Annotated in this window: 16 protein-coding genes; 7 read left to right on the forward strand and 9 right to left on the reverse strand. The window is 70.3% G+C overall.

The genetic code is table 11. The features are described 5' to 3' along the window. Window positions 1-53: 53 nt before the first annotated feature. Window positions 54-3,278 (forward strand): glycoside hydrolase family 2 TIM barrel-domain containing protein, encoded by a 3,225-nt coding sequence (locus V8201_RS00350; RefSeq protein WP_336544190.1) that lies wholly within the window; start codon window positions 54-56, stop codon window positions 3,276-3,278. A gap of 245 nt (window positions 3,279-3,523) precedes the next feature. Here the strand turns inward: V8201_RS00350 and V8201_RS00355 are convergent, their stop codons facing one another. The 6 genes from V8201_RS00355 to V8201_RS00380 form a co-directional block, all read right to left on the reverse strand. After that, the gene (locus tag V8201_RS00355; protein ID WP_336544191.1) at window positions 3,524-5,929 is read right to left on the reverse strand and encodes a TonB-dependent receptor; all 2,406 of its coding nucleotides are present in this window, start codon (window positions 5,927-5,929) and stop codon (window positions 3,524-3,526) included. A gap of 56 nt (window positions 5,930-5,985) precedes the next feature. Next, window positions 5,986-7,566, reverse strand: coding sequence for an alkaline phosphatase D family protein (locus V8201_RS00360; protein WP_336544192.1), 1,581 nt, complete (start codon window positions 7,564-7,566; stop codon window positions 5,986-5,988). 70 nt (window positions 7,567-7,636) lie between these two features. Beyond that, window positions 7,637-8,431 (reverse strand): hypothetical protein, encoded by a 795-nt coding sequence (locus V8201_RS00365; protein WP_336544193.1) that lies wholly within the window; start codon window positions 8,429-8,431, stop codon window positions 7,637-7,639. Continuing rightward, window positions 8,428-9,504, reverse strand: coding sequence for a LacI family DNA-binding transcriptional regulator (locus tag V8201_RS00370; RefSeq protein WP_336544194.1), 1,077 nt, complete (start codon window positions 9,502-9,504; stop codon window positions 8,428-8,430). The genes V8201_RS00365 and V8201_RS00370 overlap by 4 nt, the downstream gene beginning before the upstream one ends. A 3-nt stretch (window positions 9,505-9,507) precedes the next feature. After that, entirely contained in the window at window positions 9,508-9,873 is a 366-nt protein-coding gene (locus V8201_RS00375; RefSeq protein WP_271299611.1) for a tryptophan 7-halogenase, read from the reverse strand. 1 nt (window position 9,874) lies between these two features. Further along, on the reverse strand, window positions 9,875-10,138 hold the full coding sequence (locus tag V8201_RS00380) for a tryptophan 7-halogenase (RefSeq protein WP_336544195.1): 264 nt from the start codon (window positions 10,136-10,138) through the stop codon (window positions 9,875-9,877). A gap of 341 nt (window positions 10,139-10,479) precedes the next feature. Here V8201_RS00380 and V8201_RS00385 point away from each other — a divergent pair, with 341 nt between their 5' ends. Both V8201_RS00385 and V8201_RS00390 read left to right on the forward strand, forming a co-directional pair. Next, window positions 10,480-10,671 carry a hypothetical protein gene (locus tag V8201_RS00385; RefSeq protein WP_336544196.1) on the forward strand — a complete coding sequence of 64 codons (192 nt, stop codon included), beginning with the start codon at window positions 10,480-10,482 and terminating at the stop codon, window positions 10,669-10,671. Window positions 10,672-10,748: 77 nt separating this feature from the next. Then, the gene (locus V8201_RS00390) at window positions 10,749-11,942 is read left to right on the forward strand and encodes an MFS transporter (RefSeq protein ID WP_037534962.1); all 1,194 of its coding nucleotides are present in this window, start codon (window positions 10,749-10,751) and stop codon (window positions 11,940-11,942) included. 3 nt (window positions 11,943-11,945) lie between these two features. On the opposite strand, the gene V8201_RS00395 is transcribed toward V8201_RS00390, so the two are convergent. Continuing rightward, window positions 11,946-12,770, reverse strand: a complete 825-nt coding sequence (locus V8201_RS00395) for a glycoside hydrolase family 16 protein (RefSeq protein WP_336544197.1) — start codon at window positions 12,768-12,770, stop codon at window positions 11,946-11,948. A gap of 112 nt (window positions 12,771-12,882) precedes the next feature. Here V8201_RS00395 and V8201_RS00400 point away from each other — a divergent pair, with 112 nt between their 5' ends. From V8201_RS00400 to V8201_RS00415, 4 genes are all read left to right on the forward strand, one after another. Further along, complete coding sequence (locus V8201_RS00400) at window positions 12,883-13,632, forward strand: AcvB/VirJ family lysyl-phosphatidylglycerol hydrolase (RefSeq protein WP_037534964.1); 750 nt, start codon at window positions 12,883-12,885, stop codon at window positions 13,630-13,632. A 69-nt stretch (window positions 13,633-13,701) separates the two neighbouring features. Beyond that, complete coding sequence (locus V8201_RS00405) at window positions 13,702-14,121, forward strand: DUF2147 domain-containing protein (protein ID WP_081793089.1); 420 nt, start codon at window positions 13,702-13,704, stop codon at window positions 14,119-14,121. Continuing rightward, the gene (gene mprF, locus V8201_RS00410; RefSeq protein ID WP_336544198.1) at window positions 14,118-16,676 is read left to right on the forward strand and encodes a bifunctional lysylphosphatidylglycerol flippase/synthetase MprF; all 2,559 of its coding nucleotides are present in this window, start codon (window positions 14,118-14,120) and stop codon (window positions 16,674-16,676) included. Before V8201_RS00405 ends, mprF begins: the two co-directional genes overlap by 4 nt. Before the next feature lie 22 nt (window positions 16,677-16,698). Next, window positions 16,699-17,526 carry an HpcH/HpaI aldolase/citrate lyase family protein gene (locus tag V8201_RS00415; RefSeq protein WP_336544199.1) on the forward strand — a complete coding sequence of 276 codons (828 nt, stop codon included), beginning with the start codon at window positions 16,699-16,701 and terminating at the stop codon, window positions 17,524-17,526. A gap of 20 nt (window positions 17,527-17,546) precedes the next feature. On the opposite strand, the gene V8201_RS00420 is transcribed toward V8201_RS00415, so the two are convergent. Beyond that, window positions 17,547-19,637, reverse strand: coding sequence for an ATP-binding protein (locus V8201_RS00420; protein ID WP_336544200.1), 2,091 nt, complete (start codon window positions 19,635-19,637; stop codon window positions 17,547-17,549). Window positions 19,638-19,737: 100 nt separating this feature from the next. Continuing rightward, window positions 19,738-21,075 carry an efflux transporter outer membrane subunit gene (locus tag V8201_RS00425; RefSeq protein WP_336544523.1) on the reverse strand — a complete coding sequence of 446 codons (1,338 nt, stop codon included), beginning with the start codon at window positions 21,073-21,075 and terminating at the stop codon, window positions 19,738-19,740. Window positions 21,076-21,325 lie beyond the last annotated feature (250 nt).

The raw sequence follows: 21,325 nt of genomic DNA on the forward strand, positions 1-21,325 counted from the left end.
CACGACGCTTCGTATACGATATGTCTGACATGATAACGTGGGGGAGCGGCAACATGCGGGCGTCATGGCTTTGGGCGGGGATCATCGGCAGCGTGGTGGCGAGCGCCGCCTGGGCGCAGGACGGCGCGCCGCAGGTGCAGCCGGTGCAGATCGACCCCACCCGCCCCGATTGGGAAAACCCCGCGGTGTTCGCGCGCGGCAAGCTGCCGGCGAGCGCCACCGGCTTTCCGTTCGAATCGCGCGCCAAGGCGCTCGCCGGCGACGAGGCGGCGTCGGCGCGCTTCGTGCCGCTCGACGGGCTGTGGCATTTCGCCTTCTCCCCCGATGCCGACCGTCTGCCGGCGGGGTTCGAGAAGCCCGACTATGACGTATCGGGCTGGAAGCAGATCCCGGTGCCGGCCGACTGGCAGACGCAGGGCTATGACCAGCCGCGCTACAACAACATCACCTATCCGTTTCCCGCCAACCGCCCGCTGATTCCGCACGCCACCGATCCGGTCGGATCGTATCGCCGCGACGTCACCGTGCCGGCGGCGTGGAGCGGGCAGGACGTCATCCTCCATATCGGCGCGGCGGGCTCCGCCTATACGGTCTGGGTCAATGGCGAGAAGGTCGGCTATTCGGAAGACAGCAAGCTGCCGAGCGACTTCGACGTCACCCGCTGGATCCGGCCCGGCAAGAATGTCGTGGCGATCCAGGTGATCCGCTGGTCGGACGGCAGCTATCTGGAGGATCAGGACTTCTGGCGAGTCTCGGGGATCGAGCGCTCGGTCTATCTGGTCGCGGCGCTCAAGCTGCGCGCGCGCGACGTCTTCGTCCATGCCGGGCTCGACGCGGCCTATCGCGACGGCCTGCTCGCCGTCGAGGTCGCGGTGACGCCGGGGAACGCGGCGAGTGTGCGGATGGTGCTGCTCGACGGGGAGCGGCCGGTGCTGACGCAGACGCAGCCGCTGGCGGCCTCGACCCGCGAGCGCCCGGTGACGCTGCGCGGCACGGTGCCGGCGGTGCGGCCGTGGACCGCGGAGACGCCCCAACTCTACACGCTGGTCACCGAGGTGCTCGACGCGCGCGGCGCGCTGCTGCAATCGACCGCGCGCGCGATCGGTTTCCGCACCGTCGCGATGCTCGGCGGCCAGGTCACCGTCAACGGCAAGCCGATCACGATTCGCGGCGTCAATCGCCACGAACATGATCCCGAAACCTTCCACGTCGTCAGCCGCGCGTCGATGGAGCGCGATATCCAGCTGATGAAGCAGAACAACATCAATGCGATCCGCACCTCGCATTATCCCAACGATCCGTATCTCTACGAACTCGCCGATCGTTATGGCCTGTATGTGATGGACGAGGCGAATATCGAGAGCCACGCCTATATGGATTATGCCAACCGGCGGCCGCGCGAGCGCGCGAAATATCAGGTCGGCTTCGATCCGGCGTGGCAGAAGGCGCACGTCAGCCGCGTCGTCAACATGGTCGAGCGCGATAAGAACCATCCCTCGGTGATCTTCTGGTCGCTCGGCAACGAGGCGGGGATCGGCCCTAATTTCGCGGCAGCCGCCGCGGCGGCGCGGGCGCGCGATCCCGGCCGGCTGATCAGCTATCTCGGCTGGGGAACGTGGGATGGGATCGGCGATCATCGCCCCAATGATTATGCCGACATCTACGCGCCGATGTACGATCCCGCGGTCAAGCTCGCGGATTACGCCATCAACTGGAACTACAAACAGCCGGTCATCCAGTGCGAATATGCCCATATGATGGGCAATTCGGGCGGTGACCTGAAGGAATATTGGGATACGATCTACGCCCATCCCGACAAATTGCAGGGCGGCTTCGCCTGGGACTGGGTCGACCAGTCGATGTACCGCTATACCAAGGATGGGCGGCGCTATTGGGGGGACGGCGGCGAATATGGCCCCAATCCGGGCGGCGACATCGAATTCGGCGACGGGTTGCTGCAGTCCGACCGGACGCCCAATCCGCAACTGTTCGAGCTGAAAAAGGTCTATGCGCCGGTGCAGTTCGACGGCTTCGATCCCGCCAGCGGGCGGGTGACGGTGCGCAACCGGCACGACTTCCGCGATCTTTCGGGCTTCGCCTTCGACTGGACGCTGCTCGAGGATGGCGTCGCGGTCGCGCACGGCGATCTGCCGACCCCGGCGGTCGGCCCGCGCGCCGCGACGGCGATCACGCTGCCGGTGACACATTATGCCCGCCGGCCCGATACCGAATATTATGTGACGGTCCGCGTCCGCGCCAGGGCGGGGGCGGTGCCCGCGGTGGCGGAGGGCGCAACGGTCGGCTTCGAGCAATTCGCGCTCGGCGGCGCGCCGGCGCTGCCCGCCGCGCCGGCAGGGGCTGTCGATCTGCGCCAGTCTGACGGCGCGATCACGCTGTCGGCCGGCACGGCGCGGCTCGAGATCGATCGCACCACCGGGCTGGTACGCCGGTACACCGCCGACGGCCGCGACCTCGCCACCGGCGGCACGCCGCATTTCTGGCGAGCGGTCACCGACAACGACCTCGGCATCGGCACCGCCGAACAGCTCAAGATGTGGAAGACGATGAGCGACACCCGCCGCGTCACCGCGGTGCGCAGCCGCCGCACCGACGACGGCGCGAGCGTCACCGTCGATTATGCGCTCGGCGACGACGCCGCGACCTTCACCACCAGTTATGCGATGGCGGGTGACGGATCGGTCGCGGTGACGGGAATGCTGACGCCGGTCAGGACCGATCTGCCGCCGCCGTTCCGTGTCGGGCTTGCCTTCGCGATGCCGACCGACGTGACGACGGTCGAATGGTATGGCCGCGGTCCGCACGAAAGCTATGTCGATCGCAAGACCTCGGCGCCGATCGGCCTGTGGCGCGGCGCGATCGCCGAGCAGAACCACGATTACATCCGCCCGCAGGAGACCGGCAACAAGGTCGACGTGCGCTGGATGGAGCTGTCGGGCGCGGGCCGCGGCGTGCGCGTACAGGGCGCGACGCCGCTGATGATGAACGCGCTCGCTTTCCCTTATGCCGACCTCGACCGCCATGCGCCGGGAACGTGGAAATCGACCGATGTCGTGCCGCACGATCAGGTGACGCTGCTGATCGATTCGGCGCAATGGGGCGTCGGCGGCGACACGCAATGGAGTTCGGTCGGCAAGCCGCTGCCGCAATATCGCGTATCGCTCGCTCCCACGCGTGTCGCCTTCCGCCTGACGCCCTTCACCGGCGCGGGAACGACACCCGACAAGGCGAGCAAGGCGACCGCGACGGGGAGCGAGTGAGCGCAGGGTTGGAGGACGGCATCGCGCGGCTGGGATTAGCGATAGTGTGATGGGTTCGCGCGGAGGCGCGGAGGACGCAGAGGGGGTGCGCTCGGCGTATGCGTGGCGGCCTGCGCCGGTGCCGGGATTAAGGAGACGACGTCCCCCGATCCGGAACACCTCCGCGCCCTCCGCGCCTCCGCGCGAACCTCTTCAAATGGCCTGAGTTCGTGGCGCTCGACGCCGGTCGCCGCAGCGGCGTCCGCTCAGAAGCGGACGCGCACCGTGCCGCCATAGGTACGCGGATTGCCGGTATAGCCCTGCACGATGCCTGTCGACTTGGTGTAGCCGAGCAGGTTGATGTAATAGGCCTTGTCGAACACATTCTCGACCCACAGCTGGAACTCCAGCCGCTCGTGGTCGAGCAGCAGTCCGGCGCGCGCGCTCGCCAGCGCATAGGCGGGGATCTGCGCCGAGGGATCGAGCGTGATCGTCGTATTCTGTGTCGAGCGCCAATTGACGTCGACCAGACCGTAGGCCTTGGTCGTCGCGTCGAGCCGCTGCGTGTAATCGACGGTGAGATCGCTGGTCCACACCGGCGCCCAGGCGACCTGTCGCCCAGTCAGGTTGCAGGTGAGCGCGCTGATCTGTCCCGGGCAGACCGAATTGGCGAAGGACGAATAGGTCGCGCGATTATAGGCGATGAAGCCCTTGCTGTGCAGGCCGGGCAGCAGCCACGTCTCATTCTCCAGCTCGATCCCGCGCGAGGTCAGCGAACCGACGTTGGCGAGGAATTTGATCGCGGTATTGCCGACACCGACCGACTGGTTCGCCTGATAGTTGCGGACCACGGTGTGGAAGGCGGTGAGATTGAACAGGATGCGATGGTCGAGGACGGTCGATTTGATCCCCGCCTCGATATTGTCGGCGGTCTCGCCCTTCACCGTCTGGCCGGTGCCCGGCGGCAGCGCCGCGCCGGCGTCGAACGGCAGCAGGTTGAAGCCGGCCGATTTGTTGCCGCGCGCATATTTGGCGTAGAGGAAGATGTCGGGCGTGACGCGATAATTGACGCCAAGCTCGCCGGACAGCGCGCTGTCCTTCAGCGCCGCATCGACATGGCCGAGCTGCGCATTGGCGCCCGCGGCAGACAAAGCGTTGATCTGCGCCGTGTTGAGCGCGCCGACATTGCTCGCGACGGTTCCGTCGTAGCGTTGGTCGCGCCGCTCCCACGTCTGGCGCAGGCCGAGGTCGAAGGCGATGCGGCGATCTGCGTCGGGATGCCAGGTGAGGTTGCCGAACAGCGCATCGGTGTCGGTATGGAATACCGCCTGGCTGCGGATGCCGAAGCCGGCGACGCGCGCCGCATAAGCGCCCTGCGCCCAGCTGCGCCCACCGGTGCTGGGGAAGGCGCTCGCCGACGGATTGGCCGCCCAGATATAATATTGCCGCCCGAAGCGGACGCGTGAATCGACCTGCAGCCGCTGACGGCTGAGGAAGCCGCCGACGGTCGCCGCGATCGGCCGGTCGCGCGCGCTCGCCCAGCGCAGCTCCTGCGACACCTGTCGCTCGACGTTGCACGAGCCGTAATCGCTGATCGCGTCGAGCTGCGTATAGTCATTGTCGTTGTTGGTGAAGCAGCTCCATCGCTGCCAGCCGGTGATTGCGGTGAACGTGCCGTAATCCGCGGGCGACCAGTCGATCTGGCCGCTTGCGCTATCGAGCTGGGTGCGCGCATCGAGCCGGCCGTCGATATTGACGTAGCGGTCGCGCGCGTTGCTGGTCAGCAGCCGGTAGCCCGCGGCGGTCATCCGCGCCTGCAACGCCGCCGGATTGTAGACCGACAGGATCACCGGCGAGATGGTCGGGAAATATTGCCGGGCATGCGTGCCGATCAGCCGGATCGAGAGATCGTCGGTCGGCGTTGCGAGCAATTGGCCGCGCACCCCGATGCCCTGGCGCGCATTCTGATATTGGTTGTTGTAGAGGTTCTTATAAGTGCCGCCACGATCGCTGTAGAAGCTCGACAGGCGGACGGCGAGGCGGTCGGCGATCAGCGGGCCGGAGACGCTGCTCTTGACCTCGGTCAGCCCGAAATTGCCGGTGCTCGCCTCGGCGGTGCCGGTCGGCGTGAAGCTCGGCTTGAGCGTGTTGATCAGCACCGCGCCGGCGGTGGTGTTCTTGCCGAACAGCGTACCCTGCGGTCCGCGCAGCACCTCGACATCGGCGAGGTCGTTGAAGTCGTTCGACACCATCCCCTGCCGCCCGGTGTAGACGCCATCGACGAACACGCCGACCGATCCGTCGATCCCGTCGGTGTTGAAGCCGTTGTTGCCGATGCCGCGGATGCCGAGGTTGAGCTGTTTGGGATTGGTCAGATAGACCGAGAAGGCGGGCAGCTTGGTCTGGAAATTGGTGAAGTTGGTGAGGTTCTGCCGGACCAGCGTCGCCGACGGGATGACCGTGATCGGGATCGGCACGCGCTGCGCATTTTCGCTGGTCTTGCGCGCGACGACGGTGATCTCATGATCCTCGCCGTCGATTTGCGCGGAGGCGGTGCCGGGGTCGACCGGATCGGCGGTCTGCGCGTGCACCGGTGCGGCGATCAGCAGCGCGGTCGTCGTCAGCCAGGCGCGCGCCATCCCGCGACGGCGCAGGTCGAAAATCCCGGTCATGTCAGCAATCCCCCGATCGTGTCGGTCGACGCTAGGGACGGTCGGTTACACCGGCGCTACAGGTCGGTGACGGATTGCTGATCGCGGATGCCCGGCCGGTCGGGTTCGAGGGTGAAGCGGACGAGGTCGCGGATGCCGGACTGCGGGTCGCGCGCATCGCGCAGCCCGCGGAAGGCGATCCTGCCGCCCTGCGGCGTCAGGTCCACCAGCCCGTAGCCGCGCACCTCATTCTCGGCGAAGACGAGGCCGTTCGCCGCCGCCTGCTGCTTGAAGCTCGCGTCGTGGAACAGCGAGGTGATCGATCCGCCGACGAATTCGGCGGCGATCGGCGCGGCGTCGGGGCGGTCGGGATCGTGGATGTCGGCGGCGGCAAAGGCATGGATGTCGCCGCCGAGCGCGATCGGGTTGGAGGTGCGGGCGGCGAGCCAGCGGCGGTAGATGGCGTCGCGGGCGGCGGGATAGCCCGACCAATTGTCCGCCGAATATTGCACGCCGCGCTCGGGATGCTCGGCGTCGATCCGCCCCTGCTGGTGCATCAGCGTCTGTTGCGCGAGCAGATTCCATTGCGCCCGGCTGTCGCCGAGCGCCTGCGACAGCCAGCGTTCCTGCGCCGCGCCGAGCATCGTCCGTGGCGCGGAGAGATCGGGGCAGGGCTGGATCAGCGTCCGATAGCGCTGGTGCGCGGCGACGAGGCCGGCGGGCTGGCAGGCGCGGGGGCCGCGATACTGCCGGTCATCGACGATCTGGAATTGCGCGAGCCGCCCCCAGTCGAGCAGATGATAGATGCGCATCGCCGGCCCGAGCGGCGGCGCGGCGCGCACCGGCTGGTGCTCGTACCACGCCTGATAGGCGGCGGCGCGGCGGCGCAGGAAGACGGCGGGGTCGGTGTTGTTCTGGTCGAGCGCGTCGGCATAATCATTGGCGACCTCGTGATCGTCCCAGGTCAGCACCCAGGGCGCCGCCTGATGCGCCGCCCGCAACAGCGGATCGCTCTTGTAGGTGGCGTAGCGGACGCGATAGCCGGCGAGATCGACCGGCTCGGGATTCTGGTGCAGCCGCACCGCATCCTTGGCGGTGGGTGCGCCCTCATAGATATAGTCGCCGAGGAACAGGACGATATCGGGATCGTCGGCGACGAGATGGCGATAGGCTGCGTAGAAGCCCGATTCATATTTCTGGCACGAGCCATAGGCGATGCGCAGCCGCTCCACCGCGGCGCCCGCCGCCGGCGCGGTGCGGGTGCGACCGGTGGCGCTGGTCTCCCCCGCGGCGAGGAAGCGGTAGAAATAGCGCGACGCGGGGCGCAGGCCGCGCACGTCGACATGCACCGCATGGCCCCAGCGCGGTTCGGCGCGCGCCTCGCCCTCGCGGACGATCCGGGTGAAGCCTTCGTCGCTCGCCACCTGCCAGCGCACCGGTACGGCGACCGGCGGCATGCCGCCCGCGGCATCGAGCGGCACCGGCGCGAGCCGCGTCCACAGGATCACCGAATCGGGCAGCGGATCGCCCGAGGCGACGCCGAGCGAAAACAGGCCGGCGGGCAGCGGCACGGCACCGCGTGCGCCGACCGACAGCAGCGCCGCCGATCCGCCGATCATCGCGCGCCGGGTCAGCGCCGGTCCTGTCGTCGTCACCATCGCCTCGATCCTGCGCCTGCCAAGCTGTTGCGATGCGCGGTATCGGTGACCGCTTGATGACAGCGGCGGGTCAGCCGACCGGCTTGAGCTGCGCCGAATCGAGGTGCCAGCGCAATTGCCCCGGCGTCGCGCCATCGACGTCATTGACGCGGCGCACGACATAGCGGCCGGCGAAACGCTGGCGACGGCCATCGGCAAGCGTCGCGGCGACCGTCACCGGTACGGTCTGGTAGAGGGATCCCGCCGCGCCCTCCGCCGGCGGCAGCGTGCCGATCGTCACCTGTGTCGCGCGGGTCTGCGCGAAGCCGCGTGTGAAGGCGGCGAACGTCTGGCCGGCCTTGCCGCCGTCGCCCCATTGCTGCCAGGCGGTGTCATAGTCACCCGCGTTGAGCGCGGCATAATAGAGCCGCACCACCGCGGCGGCGGCGGCCGGACTCTTCGGCGCGGGCGTGCAGCCGGCGATCGGCGCGCCCTTGCCGTCGAACAGCGCGCAGCTGCGTGCGATCTCGTCGTCGATCATCGCACAGCTGTTGACGGCGTTGCACGGCGGGTGCGTGGCGGGCGAGACGTTGCGGCAGATGGCGACGCGCTTCGCCGCCGCGGCGGTGCCGATCTCGGCGGCGCAGGCGAGCGGGGATGCGCGCGGTGCCGCCGGTCGCGACACGGTTTCGGCAGCAGCGGCAGGGGCGGCGGCAGGCGCGGTCGCGGCGGGGCTGGCCGCGGCGGGGCTGGGTCCGGCGGGGCGGGGGGCAGGGGCCGCGGCGGCGGCAGTCTCGCCGGCATCGTCGCGGGCGCCCCCGCTGCCGCATCCGGCGAGCAGCAGGGCGATCATGCTGAAGGCGGCGGTCATTCGAAGCGACATCATCCTCTCTCCTCTTCCACCACCATGGCGTCGCGCGGCGGCGCGGTCGAGCCGCGGACGACGAGTCCGGCGGGAACCACGGTGGGTCCGTCGGGCGTCGCGCGCCCGGCGCGTTCGGCGATGATCAGTTCGACCGCCCGGGCCGCGACCTCGGCGATCGGCTGGACGATCGCGGTCAGCGCCGGATGGGTGAAGCGGACGATCGGCGTATCGTCGAAGCTGACCAGCGACACATCGCGCGGCACGTCGAGGCCGCGCGTACGCAGCAGCGCGAGCGTTGCCAGCGCCATCTGGTCGTTGCTGGCGATGATCGCGCTCGGCGGCGCGGGCGAGTCGAGCAGCCGCTGCGCCGCGTCGCGGCCCGAGGCGAAGCTGAAGTCACCCTCGGCGAGCAGGTCGTCGGTGGCAAGGCCTGCCGCCGCCATCGCCCGCCGCCAGCCGGTGACGCGCCAGCCGCTCAGCTCATAGTCGGACGGCCCGGCGATGAATCCGATCCGCCGGTGGCCGAGCGCGACGAGATGCTCGGTGGCGAGCCGTGCGGCATTGTCGTCGTCCATGGTCAGCGCGAAGCCGCCCGGCGCCAGCGAGCCGATCCGCGCATAGCTGATGCCGTGCCGGTCGAGTAGTCCGGTGATCAGCGCGTTCTCCGAATGCGGCGGGGTGAGGATGACGCCGTCCGGCTGCAAGGCGGCGATCGCGCCCGCCAATTCGCGCTCGATATGGTCGCTGTGCGTGTCGACCAGCTCGATGATCAATCGATAGCCGTGCTCGGCGCAGGTCAGCATGCCGCCGAGCAGCATCTGGTCGACCCAGTCGGCGCCCTGACGGCTGCGCCAGTCGGCGATGGTCCGCTCGCGATCGTTGAGCGCGAGGATCAGATAGGAGCGCGATCCGCTCATCCGCTGCGCCGCGATCGAGGGCACGTAGCCGAGCCGGGCGATCGACTCCTGCACGCGCTGCATCATCTCGGGCCGGACGTTGGGTTCCTTGTTGATGACGCGGCTCACCGTCTGCAACGATACGCCGGCATCGGCGGCGACGTGGCGGATGGTGACGGCCTGGCGACGGCGGGCCATCGGTCAGCCGGCGTCGCGGGCGATGCCGCCATGATGCGCGACATAGCTGGCATGGTCGGGCAGGCCGCGCACCGCCGCGGCTACGGTGCGGCGCAGCGTGTCGAGCAGCCGGGCGAGGTCGGCGTCGCTCGAATTGGCCGCGATCGGATGGTGGCTGCGCGGCATGATCCCCTGACCCATCATCACCTGTACCCAGCTCTTCTCCGCGAACAACTCCTCATTGCGGCGGAAGGCGCGGCGGGTCTCGCGGAACAGCTCGATCTTCTGCGCGCGACTGTCGGGGATCGGCATTGCCGCGCCGTATCGCCAGCAGCCGTCGCGCCGTTCGGTGACCTTGTAGGGAAGGATCAGGACGTCGCGGGTCTGCACCCTATCGAGCTGTTGCTGGTCGATTCGAGCAGCTCCATGAAGTCGCCGGCAAGGCCCGGGCGATGCGGTTGCGATGCCATGGCCGCCGCCGCGTGCCGGTAACGAAGCGCAGCCGGTTGGGCGCGCTGCGCAACTCGCAATCGACGTCGCCGAGCAGGCGGGCGAGCGCGGCATCATGGTCGAGATGGCGGCTGCACGAGACGATGGTGTCGGCGACGCGATGCCGGAGCGGTATGCGCCACTGCCAGCCGGCGTCATGTGCCATCGCGCGGGTACAGGGCATCGGCGGGCGGACGCTGTCGATACGCCGACGGTGCCGGTCCCCGGCGACGACGATACGGCGTGGCAGGCTCGTCGGCTAAGCGGGCGCAGGCAAGACGCTGGAGAGCTTTCCGGTCGATCATGTCGAGGACGCCGATGACGGCTATCGCTGGTATGAGAAACAGGGGCTGACGCTGCTGTTCCGCTTCGGCCACGGGCTGAGCTACACCGCCTTCGCCCATCGCAACCCGGTGGTGACCGGCGGGTGCCGCCTGCGCGTCAGCTTCGACGTGACCGACACCGGCGGGCGCGCCGGCGCCGACGTGCCTCGCCGGCCTCACCCGCGTGACGGTGCATTCCGGCGAGACGCGGCGCGTGACGCTGGCCGCGGAGCCGCGCGTCGTCGCCGATCACGATAGTGCGCTGCCCGGCGGGCGGATCGCCGCAAGGCGCCATCGCGTCGCGCTCGCGCATGATGCGGGCGATCGTTCGACGGTGGCGAGCGCGACGCTGCGGGGGGCGACGATGAAGCCGTAAGTCGCGCGACGGACGCGCTTATCCGGGGGCGCCCCGCATTGCCTGCCGGCCGGATCGCGGGCAGGATCGGGCCGACGATGATCCAGTCCGCCAATCCCCGTCCGCGCCTGTTCCTGGCGATCGTCGCGCTCGCCTATGTCGGCGGGGTGATCGCCTATCTGCCGCTGCTCACCTTGCTGCTGCCGCTCAAGATTGAGGCGCTGAGCGGGGCGGGGCGGATCGGCCTGTCCGCCGCTTGCGTCACCGCCGGGGCGGTGGCGGCGAGCCTGTCCAACGTCGTCTTCGGCTGGCTGAGCGACCGGTCGCGACAGCGCGGCGGCGGGCGGCGGCGATGGATCGCGGGCGGCGGCGTCGCCACCGCAGCGAGCTATGCGGCGGTGGCGCTGGCGACGACGCCGGCGGCGCTGATCGCGGCGATCGCCTTCTTCCAGGTCGTGGTCAATGCGATGCTCGCGCCGCTGATGGCGATCATGGCGGAAGAGATCGCCGACGGCGACAAGGGCGTCGCCGGCGGGCTGCTTTCGCTCGGGCCGCCGACCGCCTCGGCCTTTTCGGCATGGCTGGTCGGCGAGGCGTTGCTGCCCGCCGAGATGCGGCTGGCGCTGGTGCCGGCGGTGGTACTGGTCTGCATCGTGCCGCTGCTGCTCGTCCACGGCCGCGCCGCGCCGGTCGCCGCGGATCAGGCGGCGCTCGCGCTGCCGCCGCGCCGCGACCTGATCGTCGCCGGCGTGTCGCGCCTGTTGTTCCAGATCGCGAGCGTGGTGACGCAGGGCTATCTGCTCTTCTATTTCGAAAGCATCGTCGCGCCGGCGGGGCATGGCCTGTTGCCGGCGCGGGTCGGGCATCTGATGACGCTGGCCTTCGTCGTGCCGCTGCCGATCGCGCTGCTGCTCGGCCGGCTGTCGGACCGGGCGCGGCGGCGCAAGCCGTTCCTGCTGCTCGCCAGCGCGGTCGCGGCGGCGGGGCTGGTCGGCATGGCGGGGGCGAGCGGCTGGACGGCGGGCGCGATCGCCTTCATCGTCTACACCACCGGTGCGTCGGTGTTCGTCGCGCTGCAGGCGGCGTTCGCGATGCAATTGCTGCCGAACCCCGACCATCGCGGGCGCGACCTCGGGCTGCTCAACCTCGCCAACACTGTGCCGTCGCTGCTCGGCCCGCCGCTCGCCTGGTGGCTGGCGACGCCGCAGGATTTCGGCGCGGTGATGCTGCTGCTCGCCGGGCTGACCGTCGCCGGCGGGCTCGCCATGCTCGGCGTGCGCAGCTGGCGCTGACGTCTATGGCCGCTGCCAGAAGCGGACATAGTCGACCGCCATCCGCTGCGGCAGCGCGGCGTCGTCGATGCCCTTGCTGCCGCCCCAGTCGCCGCCGATCGCGAGGTTGAGGATCAGCTGATAGGGGCGGATGAACGGCCAGGCGCCGGTGCCGCCGGGCCGATCGTTGGCGACGCGCATATAGGCGCGGTCGTCGATGCCGATCAGGATCGCGTCGGGCCGCCAGTCGAGCTGATAGCGGTGGAAGGCGGTGCAGGCGCTCGGCACCGTGACCTGCGCGCCGCGCTGCGTGCCCTTGACGTGATTGTAGAGCGCGCTGTGCACCGTCGCATGGACGACATTGGGGTCCCAGCCGACCATCTCCATCACGTCGATCTCGCCCATCGCCGGCCACGTCCCCGACGAGGGCAGCAGCCAGATCGCCGGCCAGGTGCCGCGCCCGCAGGGCAGCTTCGCGCGCACCTCGTAGAAGCCGTAGCCGAAGGCGCGGCGGCTGACGAGCTTGGCGGAGGTATAGGATTGGCCGCCGCTGTCCGCCGCGGTCGGGCGTTCGGCGCGCGCCTCGATCACCAGCGCGCCGTCGCGGATACGGGCGTTGTCGGGGCCGTAATATTGCTTTTCATGGTTGAACCAGCCCTGCTTGTTATTGGCGATGTCGAAGCGCCACAGCCGCGCGTCGATCGCCGGGCCGGTGAATTCGTCGGCGACGTCGGGCGCGCGCGCCGGTGCGGCAATCGGCTGGTCGACGCGCTGGTCGGTGGCGCCGAGCGTCGCCGGCGGAGCGAGCGCGGCCTGGGCGGCGAACAGCGGCAGCAGCATCGGTGTCATAAGCATCCTCTTATTTTTATAGGGACATGCTAGCAGCTCGCGGTGCGACGGGTGACGAAAAGTTCATCGGCCCGTCCTCGTCCGGACAGCGACGCGGGTGCAGGACCGGAGGATGGCCGCGTCCCGCATCCGATCGTCGCGCCGGCGGCTCGTCCGCGTCGGCGGCGTTGCGGCGGTGGTGCTGGCGATCATCGCCGGGGTCGCCGCCTCGGCGGGCTTCTTCGATCGCGATCCGCTGCACCTCGTCCGCCCGCGCGGCCCGGCACAGCGGATCGGCGTCCTCTATCTGTCGGGCGACATGGGGCTGCGCTACGGGCCCAATCCGCACACCGTCGCGGCGCTCGCGGCCGCCGGCCTGCCGGTCGCGGCGTGGAGCACGCCGGCGCTGTTCGGCCGACGACGCGACCGCGGCACGGTCGATGCGATCATCGCCGATGCGGTGCGCACCTCGCTCGCCCGGACCGGGGCGGCGCGGCTGATGCTGGTCGGCCAATCCTATGGCGCCGACGTGTTGCAGACCGGCCTTGCCGCACTGCCCGCCGATCAGCGGGCGCGGATCGCCGGGGTGGTGCTGATCGTGCCGGGGGAGACGGTGTATTTCCGCGCCGATCCGTCCGGTATAGCCTATCGCGGCACCGCCGACAGCCTCGCGCGCCTGACGCTGCCGCGGCTCGGCTGGACGTCGCTGACCTGCATCTACGGCATCGCCGAGCCGGACAGCGCCTGCCCGATGCTGCGCGGTACGCGCGCGACGGTGATCGCGATGCCGGGCGGCCATTTCCTCGACGACGATTATGCCGCGCTGGCGGACCGCGTGCTGACGGCGATCCACCGCGCGGCACCCGGGGAAGCCGCGCGATGATTCGACGCAATGGTGCGGCAATGCGCGGCCTGTGCCGTCTATGATCGTAGGATGGTGGGGGAGACGATCATGACCATGACGCGATGGGCGCTCGTGCTCGCAGGCCTGACCGGCGCGACCGTGGCGCAGGCCAACGTGCCGGCCAGGCCGCCGGCGGTGATCGGCCGCTGGGCCAATCCGCGCAATACGCTGGCGGTGCAGACCGGGCGTTGCGCCGACGGTACGCTGTGCGGCCGGATCGTCTGGGCGAGCCCGCAGGCGCGCGCCGAGGCGCGCAACGCCGGCCTGCCCGATCTGGTCGGAACGCAATTGCTGCGCGGTTATCACCGCAACCGCGCCGGCATCTGGGTCGGGCGGGTGTTCGTCCCCGACATGCGCCGCACCTTCTCGTCGCGCATCCGCCAGGAGACGCCGGCGACGCTGACCATCTCGGGCTGCGTCGTCGCCGGCTTGCTGTGCAAGTCGCAGGTCTGGCACCGGGTGGCGTGACGGTCGGCCGTCTGGATGCGGTGATCGCCTATGCGCAGCAGCACCGCCGCAGCCTGACGGTCGCCGCGGTGCTGCTCGTCGCGGCGATCGGCTTCGCCGCGCTGCGGCTGGTGCTGCGCGAGGTGCATCTCAGCGACGTGCGCGCCGCGCTGCGCGCCATTCCCGATACGCGCATCGCCGCCAGCCTGGCGCTGACCGCGGCGAGCTATCTGCTGCTGACCGGGCTCGACTGGGTGGCGTTGCGGGCGGTCGGTCGACCGCTGCCGTGGCGGATCGCGGCGGCGGGGTCGTTCACCAGTTATACGCTCAGCCACAATCTCGGCCTGTCGCTGATCACCGGCGGATCGGCGCGGCTGCGCCTCTACGGCGCGGCGGGGCTCGCCTTCGGGGAGATCGCGCAGGTCGCGGGCATCTGCGCGCTCGCCTTCTGGGCAGGTGTCGCCGGCGCGGCGGGGATCGGGCTGATCGCGGGCGACGGCATGACGCTCGGCCCGGTGACGCTGTCCGCCGTCGCCGCGCGATCGCTCGGCGCCGCGCTGCTCGCGCTGCTGACGGTGCTGCCGCTGCTGCGGCTGCGCGGCGCGACGACGCTCGGCCCGGCGCGGTTCGGCATCGCGCTGCCGAGCCTGCGGCAGATGGCGGCGCTCGCCGGCCTGTCGCTCGCCGATCTGACGATGGCGTCGGCGGCGCTGTTCGTGCTGGTGCCGGGCGCGGCGCCGGAGGCCTTTCCCGGCTTCGTCGTCGCTTATGCGGTGGCGGTGGTCGTCGCGCTGCTGCTGCACGTGCCGGGCGGGCTCGGCGTGTTCGAGACGGTGGTGCTGGCGACGGTGCCGGGCGACCGGCCGACATTGTTCGCGGCCTTGCTGCTCTACCGGCTGATCTATTATCTGCTGCCGCTGCTGATCGCGGCGATCGGCATTGCCGCGAGCGAGGGCTGGCGGCTGCGCCACCCGATCCGCCGCGGCCTCGGCTATGTCGATCGCGCCGGGCAACTGCTCGCGCCGAGCGCGGTGACCGCGCTGGTGTTCGTCGCCGGCTTCGTGATGCTGGTGTCCGGCGCCCTGCCCGGCGTGAAGGGGCGGCTGACCGAGCTGACCGACCTCGTGCCGCTGCCGTTCATCGAGGGATCGCACATGGCGGGCAGCCTGATCGGCACCGCGATGCTGCTCGTCGCGCCGGCGCTGACCGCGCGGCTGCGCTCGGGCTGGGCGGCGGCGCGCCTCCTGCTGATCGGTGGCGCGCTCTTCTCGCTGCTCAAGGGTCTTGATTACGAAGAGGCGCTGCTCCAGCTGATCGTCGCGGCGGTGCTGCAATATTGCCAGGCGAGCTTCTATCGCGAAGGCGGCATCCTCACCGACCGGCCGCGCTGGCCGTGGCTGGTCGCCGCCGCCGCGGCGCTGGCGTTGAGCATCTGGGCGGGCTTCTTCGCCTATAAGCGGACGCCGTACAGCGACGATCTGTGGTGGCGCTTCGCGCTCGACGGCAACGCGCCGCGCTTCCTGCGCGCGAGCTTCGCGGCGGGGGTGATGCTGACCGCGGTATCGGCGTGGCAATTGCTCACCGCGAGCCGGACGCGCGCGATGCCCGACGCTCTGCCGCCGCCGGCGGTGCTCGCCGCCGCCCTGCCGCACTGCCCGCGTACCGACGCCGCGCTCGCCTTTACCGGCGACAAGAGCTTCATCGTCTCGGCGGCGGGCGATGCCTTTCTGATGTATCGCGTGCAGGGCCGTAGCTGGGTGGTGATGGGCGATCCGGTCGGCCCGGCGGCGGCATGGAGCGAATTGGTATGGAGCATCCGCCGCGCCTGCGACGCGCGCGCCGGGCGTCTGTGCTTCTACCAGGCGAGCGAACGGATGCTGCCGCTGTTCGTCGAGCTGGGCCTGCAGGCGATCAAATATGGCGAGGAGGCGCATGTCGTGCTCGCCGATTTCACTACCGCCGGGCCGCGCGGCAAGTCGCTGCGCCACGCGGTGCGGCGCACCGAGGCGGCGGGCGCGGTCTTCGCGGTCGAGCCGGCAGAGGCGGTACCCGATCTGCTTCCCGCGCTCGAACGCGTGTCGGCGGCATGGCTCGCCGGCAAGGCGGGGCAGGAGAAGCGCTTCAGCCTCGGCGCGTTCGAGCCCGCCTATCTGACCCGCTTCCCGGTCGCGGTGGTGCGGGTCGCGGGGGAGATCGTCGCCTTCGCCAATATCTGGACCTCGGGCGACGGCGACGAGGTGTCGGTCGACCTGATGCGCCATCATCCCGATGCGCCTTATGGCACGATGGAGATGCTGCTCGTCCGGCTGATCGAATGGGCGCGCGACGCCGGCTATGAGCGGTTCAACCTCGGCATGGCGCCGCTGTCGGGGATGCCGAGCGGGCGGCTGGCGCCGGTATGGGCGCGGCTGGGCCATGCGCTGTTCGCCAATGGCGAGCGGCTCTACGGTTTCGCCGGGCTGCGCGCGTTCAAGGCGAAGTTCGGGCCGATATGGGTGTCGCGCTATATCGCGACCCCCTCCGGTGCGGCGATGCCGCGCGCGCTGATCGACCTTGCCCGGCTGGTGAGCGCCTGATCGCTGCTCTAGGATGCTGCGGATGAGTGATGTGTCGTTCCGCCGCCGCAGCGTGCTGTTCATGCCCGCCTCCAATCCGCGTGCGCTCGCCAAGGCGCCGTCGCTCGCCTGCGATGCGGTGATCCTCGACCTTGAGGATGCGGTCGCGCCGACAGCGAAAGCGACGGCGCGCGAGGCGGCGGTCGCGGCGGCGGCGGGCGCGCGCGCCTGCGCGGTGCGGATCAACGCGCTCGACACGCCATGGGGCCGCGACGATGCCGCAGCCGTGGGCGGGGCGATGGCGGTGGTGGTGCCCAAGGTCGCGCGCGCCGACGACCTGATCGCGGTGCGCGCGGCGGTCGGCGCCGGCGGCCCGCCGATCTGGGCGATGATCGAGACCTGCGGCGCGATCCTCGCCCTCGGCCAGATCGTCGCGGCGGCGGCGGCGACGCGGACCGAGCTGCTGATCGCCGGCACCAACGATCTCGCCAAGGAGATGCGCTGCCGCCCCGATGCGGCGCGCACGCCGCTGCTGCCGGCGCTGAGCCACCTCGTCATCGCGGCGCGTGCCGGCGGCCTCACCGTGCTCGACGGCGTCTGCAACGCGATCGGCGACGAGGCGCGGCTTGCTGCGGAATGTGCGCAGGGCGCGATGCTCGGCTTCGACGGCAAGACGCTGATCCACCCGAGCCAGATCGATGCCGCCAACGCCGCCTTCGGCCCGAGCGCGGAGCAGCTTGCCTGGGCGCGCGCGGTCGTCACCGCCTTCGCCGCGCCCGAGGCGGCGGGGCAGGGCGCGATCCAGCTCGACGGCGCGATGATCGAGCGCCTGCATCTCGCCGAGGCGGAGCGGCTGCTCGCGAGCGCCTAAGGCCAGCGCTGCTGCTCTGCCTAGCTGTCGAGGATCGTGTGGATGCGGTCGGTGATCACGTCCATCGCGAAGGGCTTGGTGAGCAGCGCCATATTGGCGCCGAGCGGGCCGTTGCCGATCACCGCATTCTCGGCATAGCCGGTGATGAACAGCACCTTGAGCGCCGGCAGCAGGGTCAGCGCGGCATCGGCGACCTGACGGCCGTTCATATGGCCGGGCAGGCCGACGTCGGTGATCAGCAGATCGACCTGCGCGCCGGTGCCGAGCAGCCGCAGCGCGGTCGCGCCGTCGCCGGCTTCGAGCACGTTATGGCCCATCTCGCGCAGGATCTCGACGACGAGCATGCGGATCGTCGGCTCGTCATCGACCACCAGCACGGTATGGCGGCCCTCGGTCACCGCCGGCATCGCGGACGATACGGCGGTGTCGCCATGCGGATCGGCGTCGCCGTAATGGCGCGGCAGGTAGATGCACATCGTCGTGCCCTGGCCGACCTCCGAATAGATGCGGACCTGCCCGCCCGACTGGCGGGCGAAACCGTAGATCATCGACAGGCCGAGCCCGGTGCCCTCGCCCATCGGCTTGGTGGTGTAGAAGGGGTCGAAGGCGCGCGCCTGCACCTCGGGGGTCATGCCGGTGCCGGTGTCGGTGACGCAGAGGGACAGATACTGGCCGGGTTCGAGGTCGCGTTCGCGCGCGGCGCGGTCGTCGAGCCAGCGGTTGGCGGTTTCGATCGTGATGCGGCCGCCGTCGGGCATCGCGTCGCGCGCATTGATGCACAGGTTGAGCAGTGCATTCTCGAGCTGGTTGGGATCGACCATCGCGGGCCAGAGCCCGCCCGCGCCGACCGTCTCGATCGAAACATTGGGCCCGACGGTGCGCTGGATCAGCTCGCGCAGCCCGTCGATCAGCCGGTTGATGTCGGTCGGCTTGGGATCGAGCGTCTGCCGCCGCGAGAAGGCGAGCAGGCGATGCGTCAGCGCCGCCGCGCGCCGCGCCGCACCCTGGGCGGCATTGGCATAACGGTCGAGCTCGTCGAACCGGCCCTGCCGCACGCGCACCTGCATCATCTCGATCGCGCCGGAGATGCCGGTGAGCATATTGTTGAAGTCATGCGCCAGCCCGCCGGTGAGCTGGCCGACCGCCTCCATCTTCTGCGCCTGACGCAGATGCGCCTCGGCGGTCATCAGCGCGCGCGTCCGCTCCTCGACCTGTTCCTCGAGCGAGGCGGTGAGCGCGGCAAGCGCCTGTTCGGCGCGCCGCCGCTCGACCGCGTCGCGGGTGCGTTCGGCGACGTCGCGGACGAAGGCGATCTCCTCGGGCTGCCAGGCGCGCGGCTGCGCATTGTTGAGGTAGAGCAGCGCGACGAACCCGCCCTGTTCGGTGACCGGCATGTTGATGAACGACAAGGCGGCGAGGCTCTTCAGCCCCTCGGCGGTGCTGGCGGTGCGCGGATCGTGGTGGACGTCGCCGATCGCCACCGTCTCGCCGCGCTTGAGGTCCTCGATATAGGAGCCATAGTCGCGGAAGTGGAGGATCTCGGGCAGCGGATCGATCCCCGGCGCGCACCACGGCCGCGTCGTCACGATCGTCTCCGCCTCGCGGTCGATCGTGCCATAGCCGCAGCGGCTGACGTCGAATAGCCGGCCGAGCGTCTCGACGGTGGCGAAGGCGAGATCCTCGGGATCGCCGGCGCCACGCAGCCGGTCGTTGAGCCGGACCAGCGCCTGCAAGCGCAGTTCGGCCGATTTGCGCGCGTCGATGTCGAAGCTGATGCCGGGGAAACGCACCGCACGGCCGGCCTCGTCGTAGCTGACCCGGCCGCGCGCCGCGACCCAGCGCGCGCGACCGTCGGGCTGTTGCAGCCGGTATTCGCTCTCGAACGGTTCGCCGCTGGCGAGCGCCTCGGCGATCTCCGCCTGGACGCGCGGCGCATCGTCCGGATGCATCCTGGTGAAGAAGCGCGCGAGTGCCGCGCCCTGCTGCGCCTCCTCCGGATCGACGCCGTAGAGGCGGGCGAAATCGGCATCGGCGGTGACGCGGTCGGCGACGACGTCCCAATCCCAGCTGCCGACGCTGCTCGTCTCTGCGATCTTGGTCGATTCGGGCATAAGCGACGGTAGGCTTCTAGAGGTTAAGGGGGGGCTCGCCAAAACGCATCGGATCTGAGAGCGATCCGGGCCGTCGGCATATTGCGATGCAATACTGACGTTACCGTTGCGTCGCGGTCACATCCGCCGGCGACCAGCCGCCGCCCATCGCCTGATAGAGCGCGACATAGGCGGTGATCCGGTCGGCGCGCGCCTGGACCAGCGCGAGTTCGGCGGTGAGCAGGCCGCGCTGCGCATCGAGCTGTTCGATATAAGAAGTATAGCCGGCCCGATACCGGTTGCTGGCGTTGCGCAGCGCGGCGGCGAGGGCATCGACCTGCCGCTCCAGCGCCACCGCCTGCTCGCCCGATCGCTGCACCCCGGCGAGCGCATTGTCGACCTCCTGGAACGCGACGAGCGCGGTACGGCGATAGGCATAAGCGGCCTGATCGCGGCGGGCGACCGCGACGTCGTTCTGCGCGCGTAGCCGGCCGCCGTCGAAGATCGGCGACAGCACGCTCGCGCCGATGGAAAAGACGCCGATCGGATTGGCGAGCGCGGTCGACAGCACGACGCCCGCCGAGCCGGTAAGCGCGAGATTGGGCAGCATCGCCGCGCGCGCGCTGTCGAGCGTGCGGTCGGCGGCGACCAATGTCTGTTCGGCCTGGAACAGGTCCGGACGGCGGCGGAGCAGATCGGCGGGCAGCCCGTCGGGAATCGCCGGCGACAGCAGCCGGTCGAGCGGCAGGCCGCGCGGGATCGGCCCGGGACTGGCGCCGAGCAAGAGGCTGAGCGCATTTTCCTGACGGCTGATCGCCAGCTCCGCGGCGGGGACGAGCTGCTGCGTCGCGCGATATTCGGCCTCGGCCTGATGCAGTTCGAGGTTGGAGGTATAGCCGGTCTCGGCGCGGCGGCGGGCGATGCGCAGCGCCTCGGCGCGCGCCGCCAGCGTCTGCTGGGCGACGGCGAGCCGTTGGTCGAGCGCGCGCAACGTGATGTAATTGCTCGCAACGCCGCTGGCGATGGCGAGGCGGACGGTGTCGCGCGCACCCTCGCTCGCCAGCGCCTGCGCCTGGGCGGCGCGGCTTGCGGCGCGCAGGCGGCCGAACAGGTCGAGGTCGTAGCTGGCGGTGAGCGCGGGCTGCGCGCCGAAGGCGTCGCTCGGCGTGCCGAAGGGGCTCACCGTCTGGCCGGTGGTGCCCGGCACCGCGCCGCCGAGCGTCGGCGTCTGCTGGGCGCGGGCGAGGCGGGCGGCGGCGCGCGCCTCGTCGATCCGCGCGACCGCGGCGGCGAGATCGACGTTGCTGCCGAGCGCACGCGAGACGAGGCTGGTCAGCACCGGATCGCCGAACGCGCTCCACCAGTCGGCGCGGATCGGACTGCCCTCGCCGAGCGCCGTCCGCCACGCCGGCGGGGGCACCACCGCGCTTGCCGCGGGCGCGTCGGGCCGCGGGCCGATGCAGGCGCTGAGGGCGAGGCAGAGAAGGGCCGCTGAATAGGGTGCGCGTAGCGGCGCAGAGGACGCGCAGGGCTGATCCGCCGCGCAGCGGCCCTCCCGATCACGAGAGGGGGAGGAGCGGGCGTTCCATCCTCGGCGCACGCCCTCCGCGCCTTCGCGCCTCCGCGTGAACCCTGCATCGTTGGCGAAAAGGGTTGTGCACGCGAAGACGCGAAGGCGCGAAGAGGTGGCCTTTATGGCGAGGCCGACG

It is taken from the genome of Sphingomonas kyungheensis (assembly GCF_037120395.1).
In the GTDB taxonomy this organism is placed as follows: Bacteria; Pseudomonadota; Alphaproteobacteria; order Sphingomonadales; family Sphingomonadaceae; genus Sphingomonas; species Sphingomonas kyungheensis.

Bases quoted from the DNA above. Each gene is read 5' to 3' on its own strand.
- V8201_RS00380 (WP_336544195.1), bottom strand. From the start codon at position 10,138: ATGGCACATGACGCCGGCTGGCAGTGGCGCATACCGCTCCGGCATCGC.
- V8201_RS00370 (WP_336544194.1), bottom strand. From the start codon at position 9,504: ATGGCCCGCCGTCGCCAGGCCGTCACCATCCGCCACGTCGCCGCCGAT.
- V8201_RS00390 (WP_037534962.1), top strand. From the start codon at position 10,749: ATGATCCAGTCCGCCAATCCCCGTCCGCGCCTGTTCCTGGCGATCGTC.
- V8201_RS00365 (WP_336544193.1), bottom strand. From the start codon at position 8,431: ATGATGTCGCTTCGAATGACCGCCGCCTTCAGCATGATCGCCCTGCTG.
- V8201_RS00350 (WP_336544190.1), top strand. From the start codon at position 54: ATGCGGGCGTCATGGCTTTGGGCGGGGATCATCGGCAGCGTGGTGGCG.
- V8201_RS00355 (WP_336544191.1), bottom strand. From the start codon at position 5,929: ATGACCGGGATTTTCGACCTGCGCCGTCGCGGGATGGCGCGCGCCTGG.
- V8201_RS00415 (WP_336544199.1), top strand. From the start codon at position 16,699: ATGAGTGATGTGTCGTTCCGCCGCCGCAGCGTGCTGTTCATGCCCGCC.
- V8201_RS00400 (WP_037534964.1), top strand. From the start codon at position 12,883: ATGGCCGCGTCCCGCATCCGATCGTCGCGCCGGCGGCTCGTCCGCGTC.
- V8201_RS00360 (WP_336544192.1), bottom strand. From the start codon at position 7,566: ATGGTGACGACGACAGGACCGGCGCTGACCCGGCGCGCGATGATCGGC.
- V8201_RS00420 (WP_336544200.1), bottom strand. From the start codon at position 19,637: ATGCCCGAATCGACCAAGATCGCAGAGACGAGCAGCGTCGGCAGCTGG.
- V8201_RS00405 (WP_081793089.1), top strand. From the start codon at position 13,702: ATGACCATGACGCGATGGGCGCTCGTGCTCGCAGGCCTGACCGGCGCG.
- V8201_RS00395 (WP_336544197.1), bottom strand. From the start codon at position 12,770: ATGACACCGATGCTGCTGCCGCTGTTCGCCGCCCAGGCCGCGCTCGCT.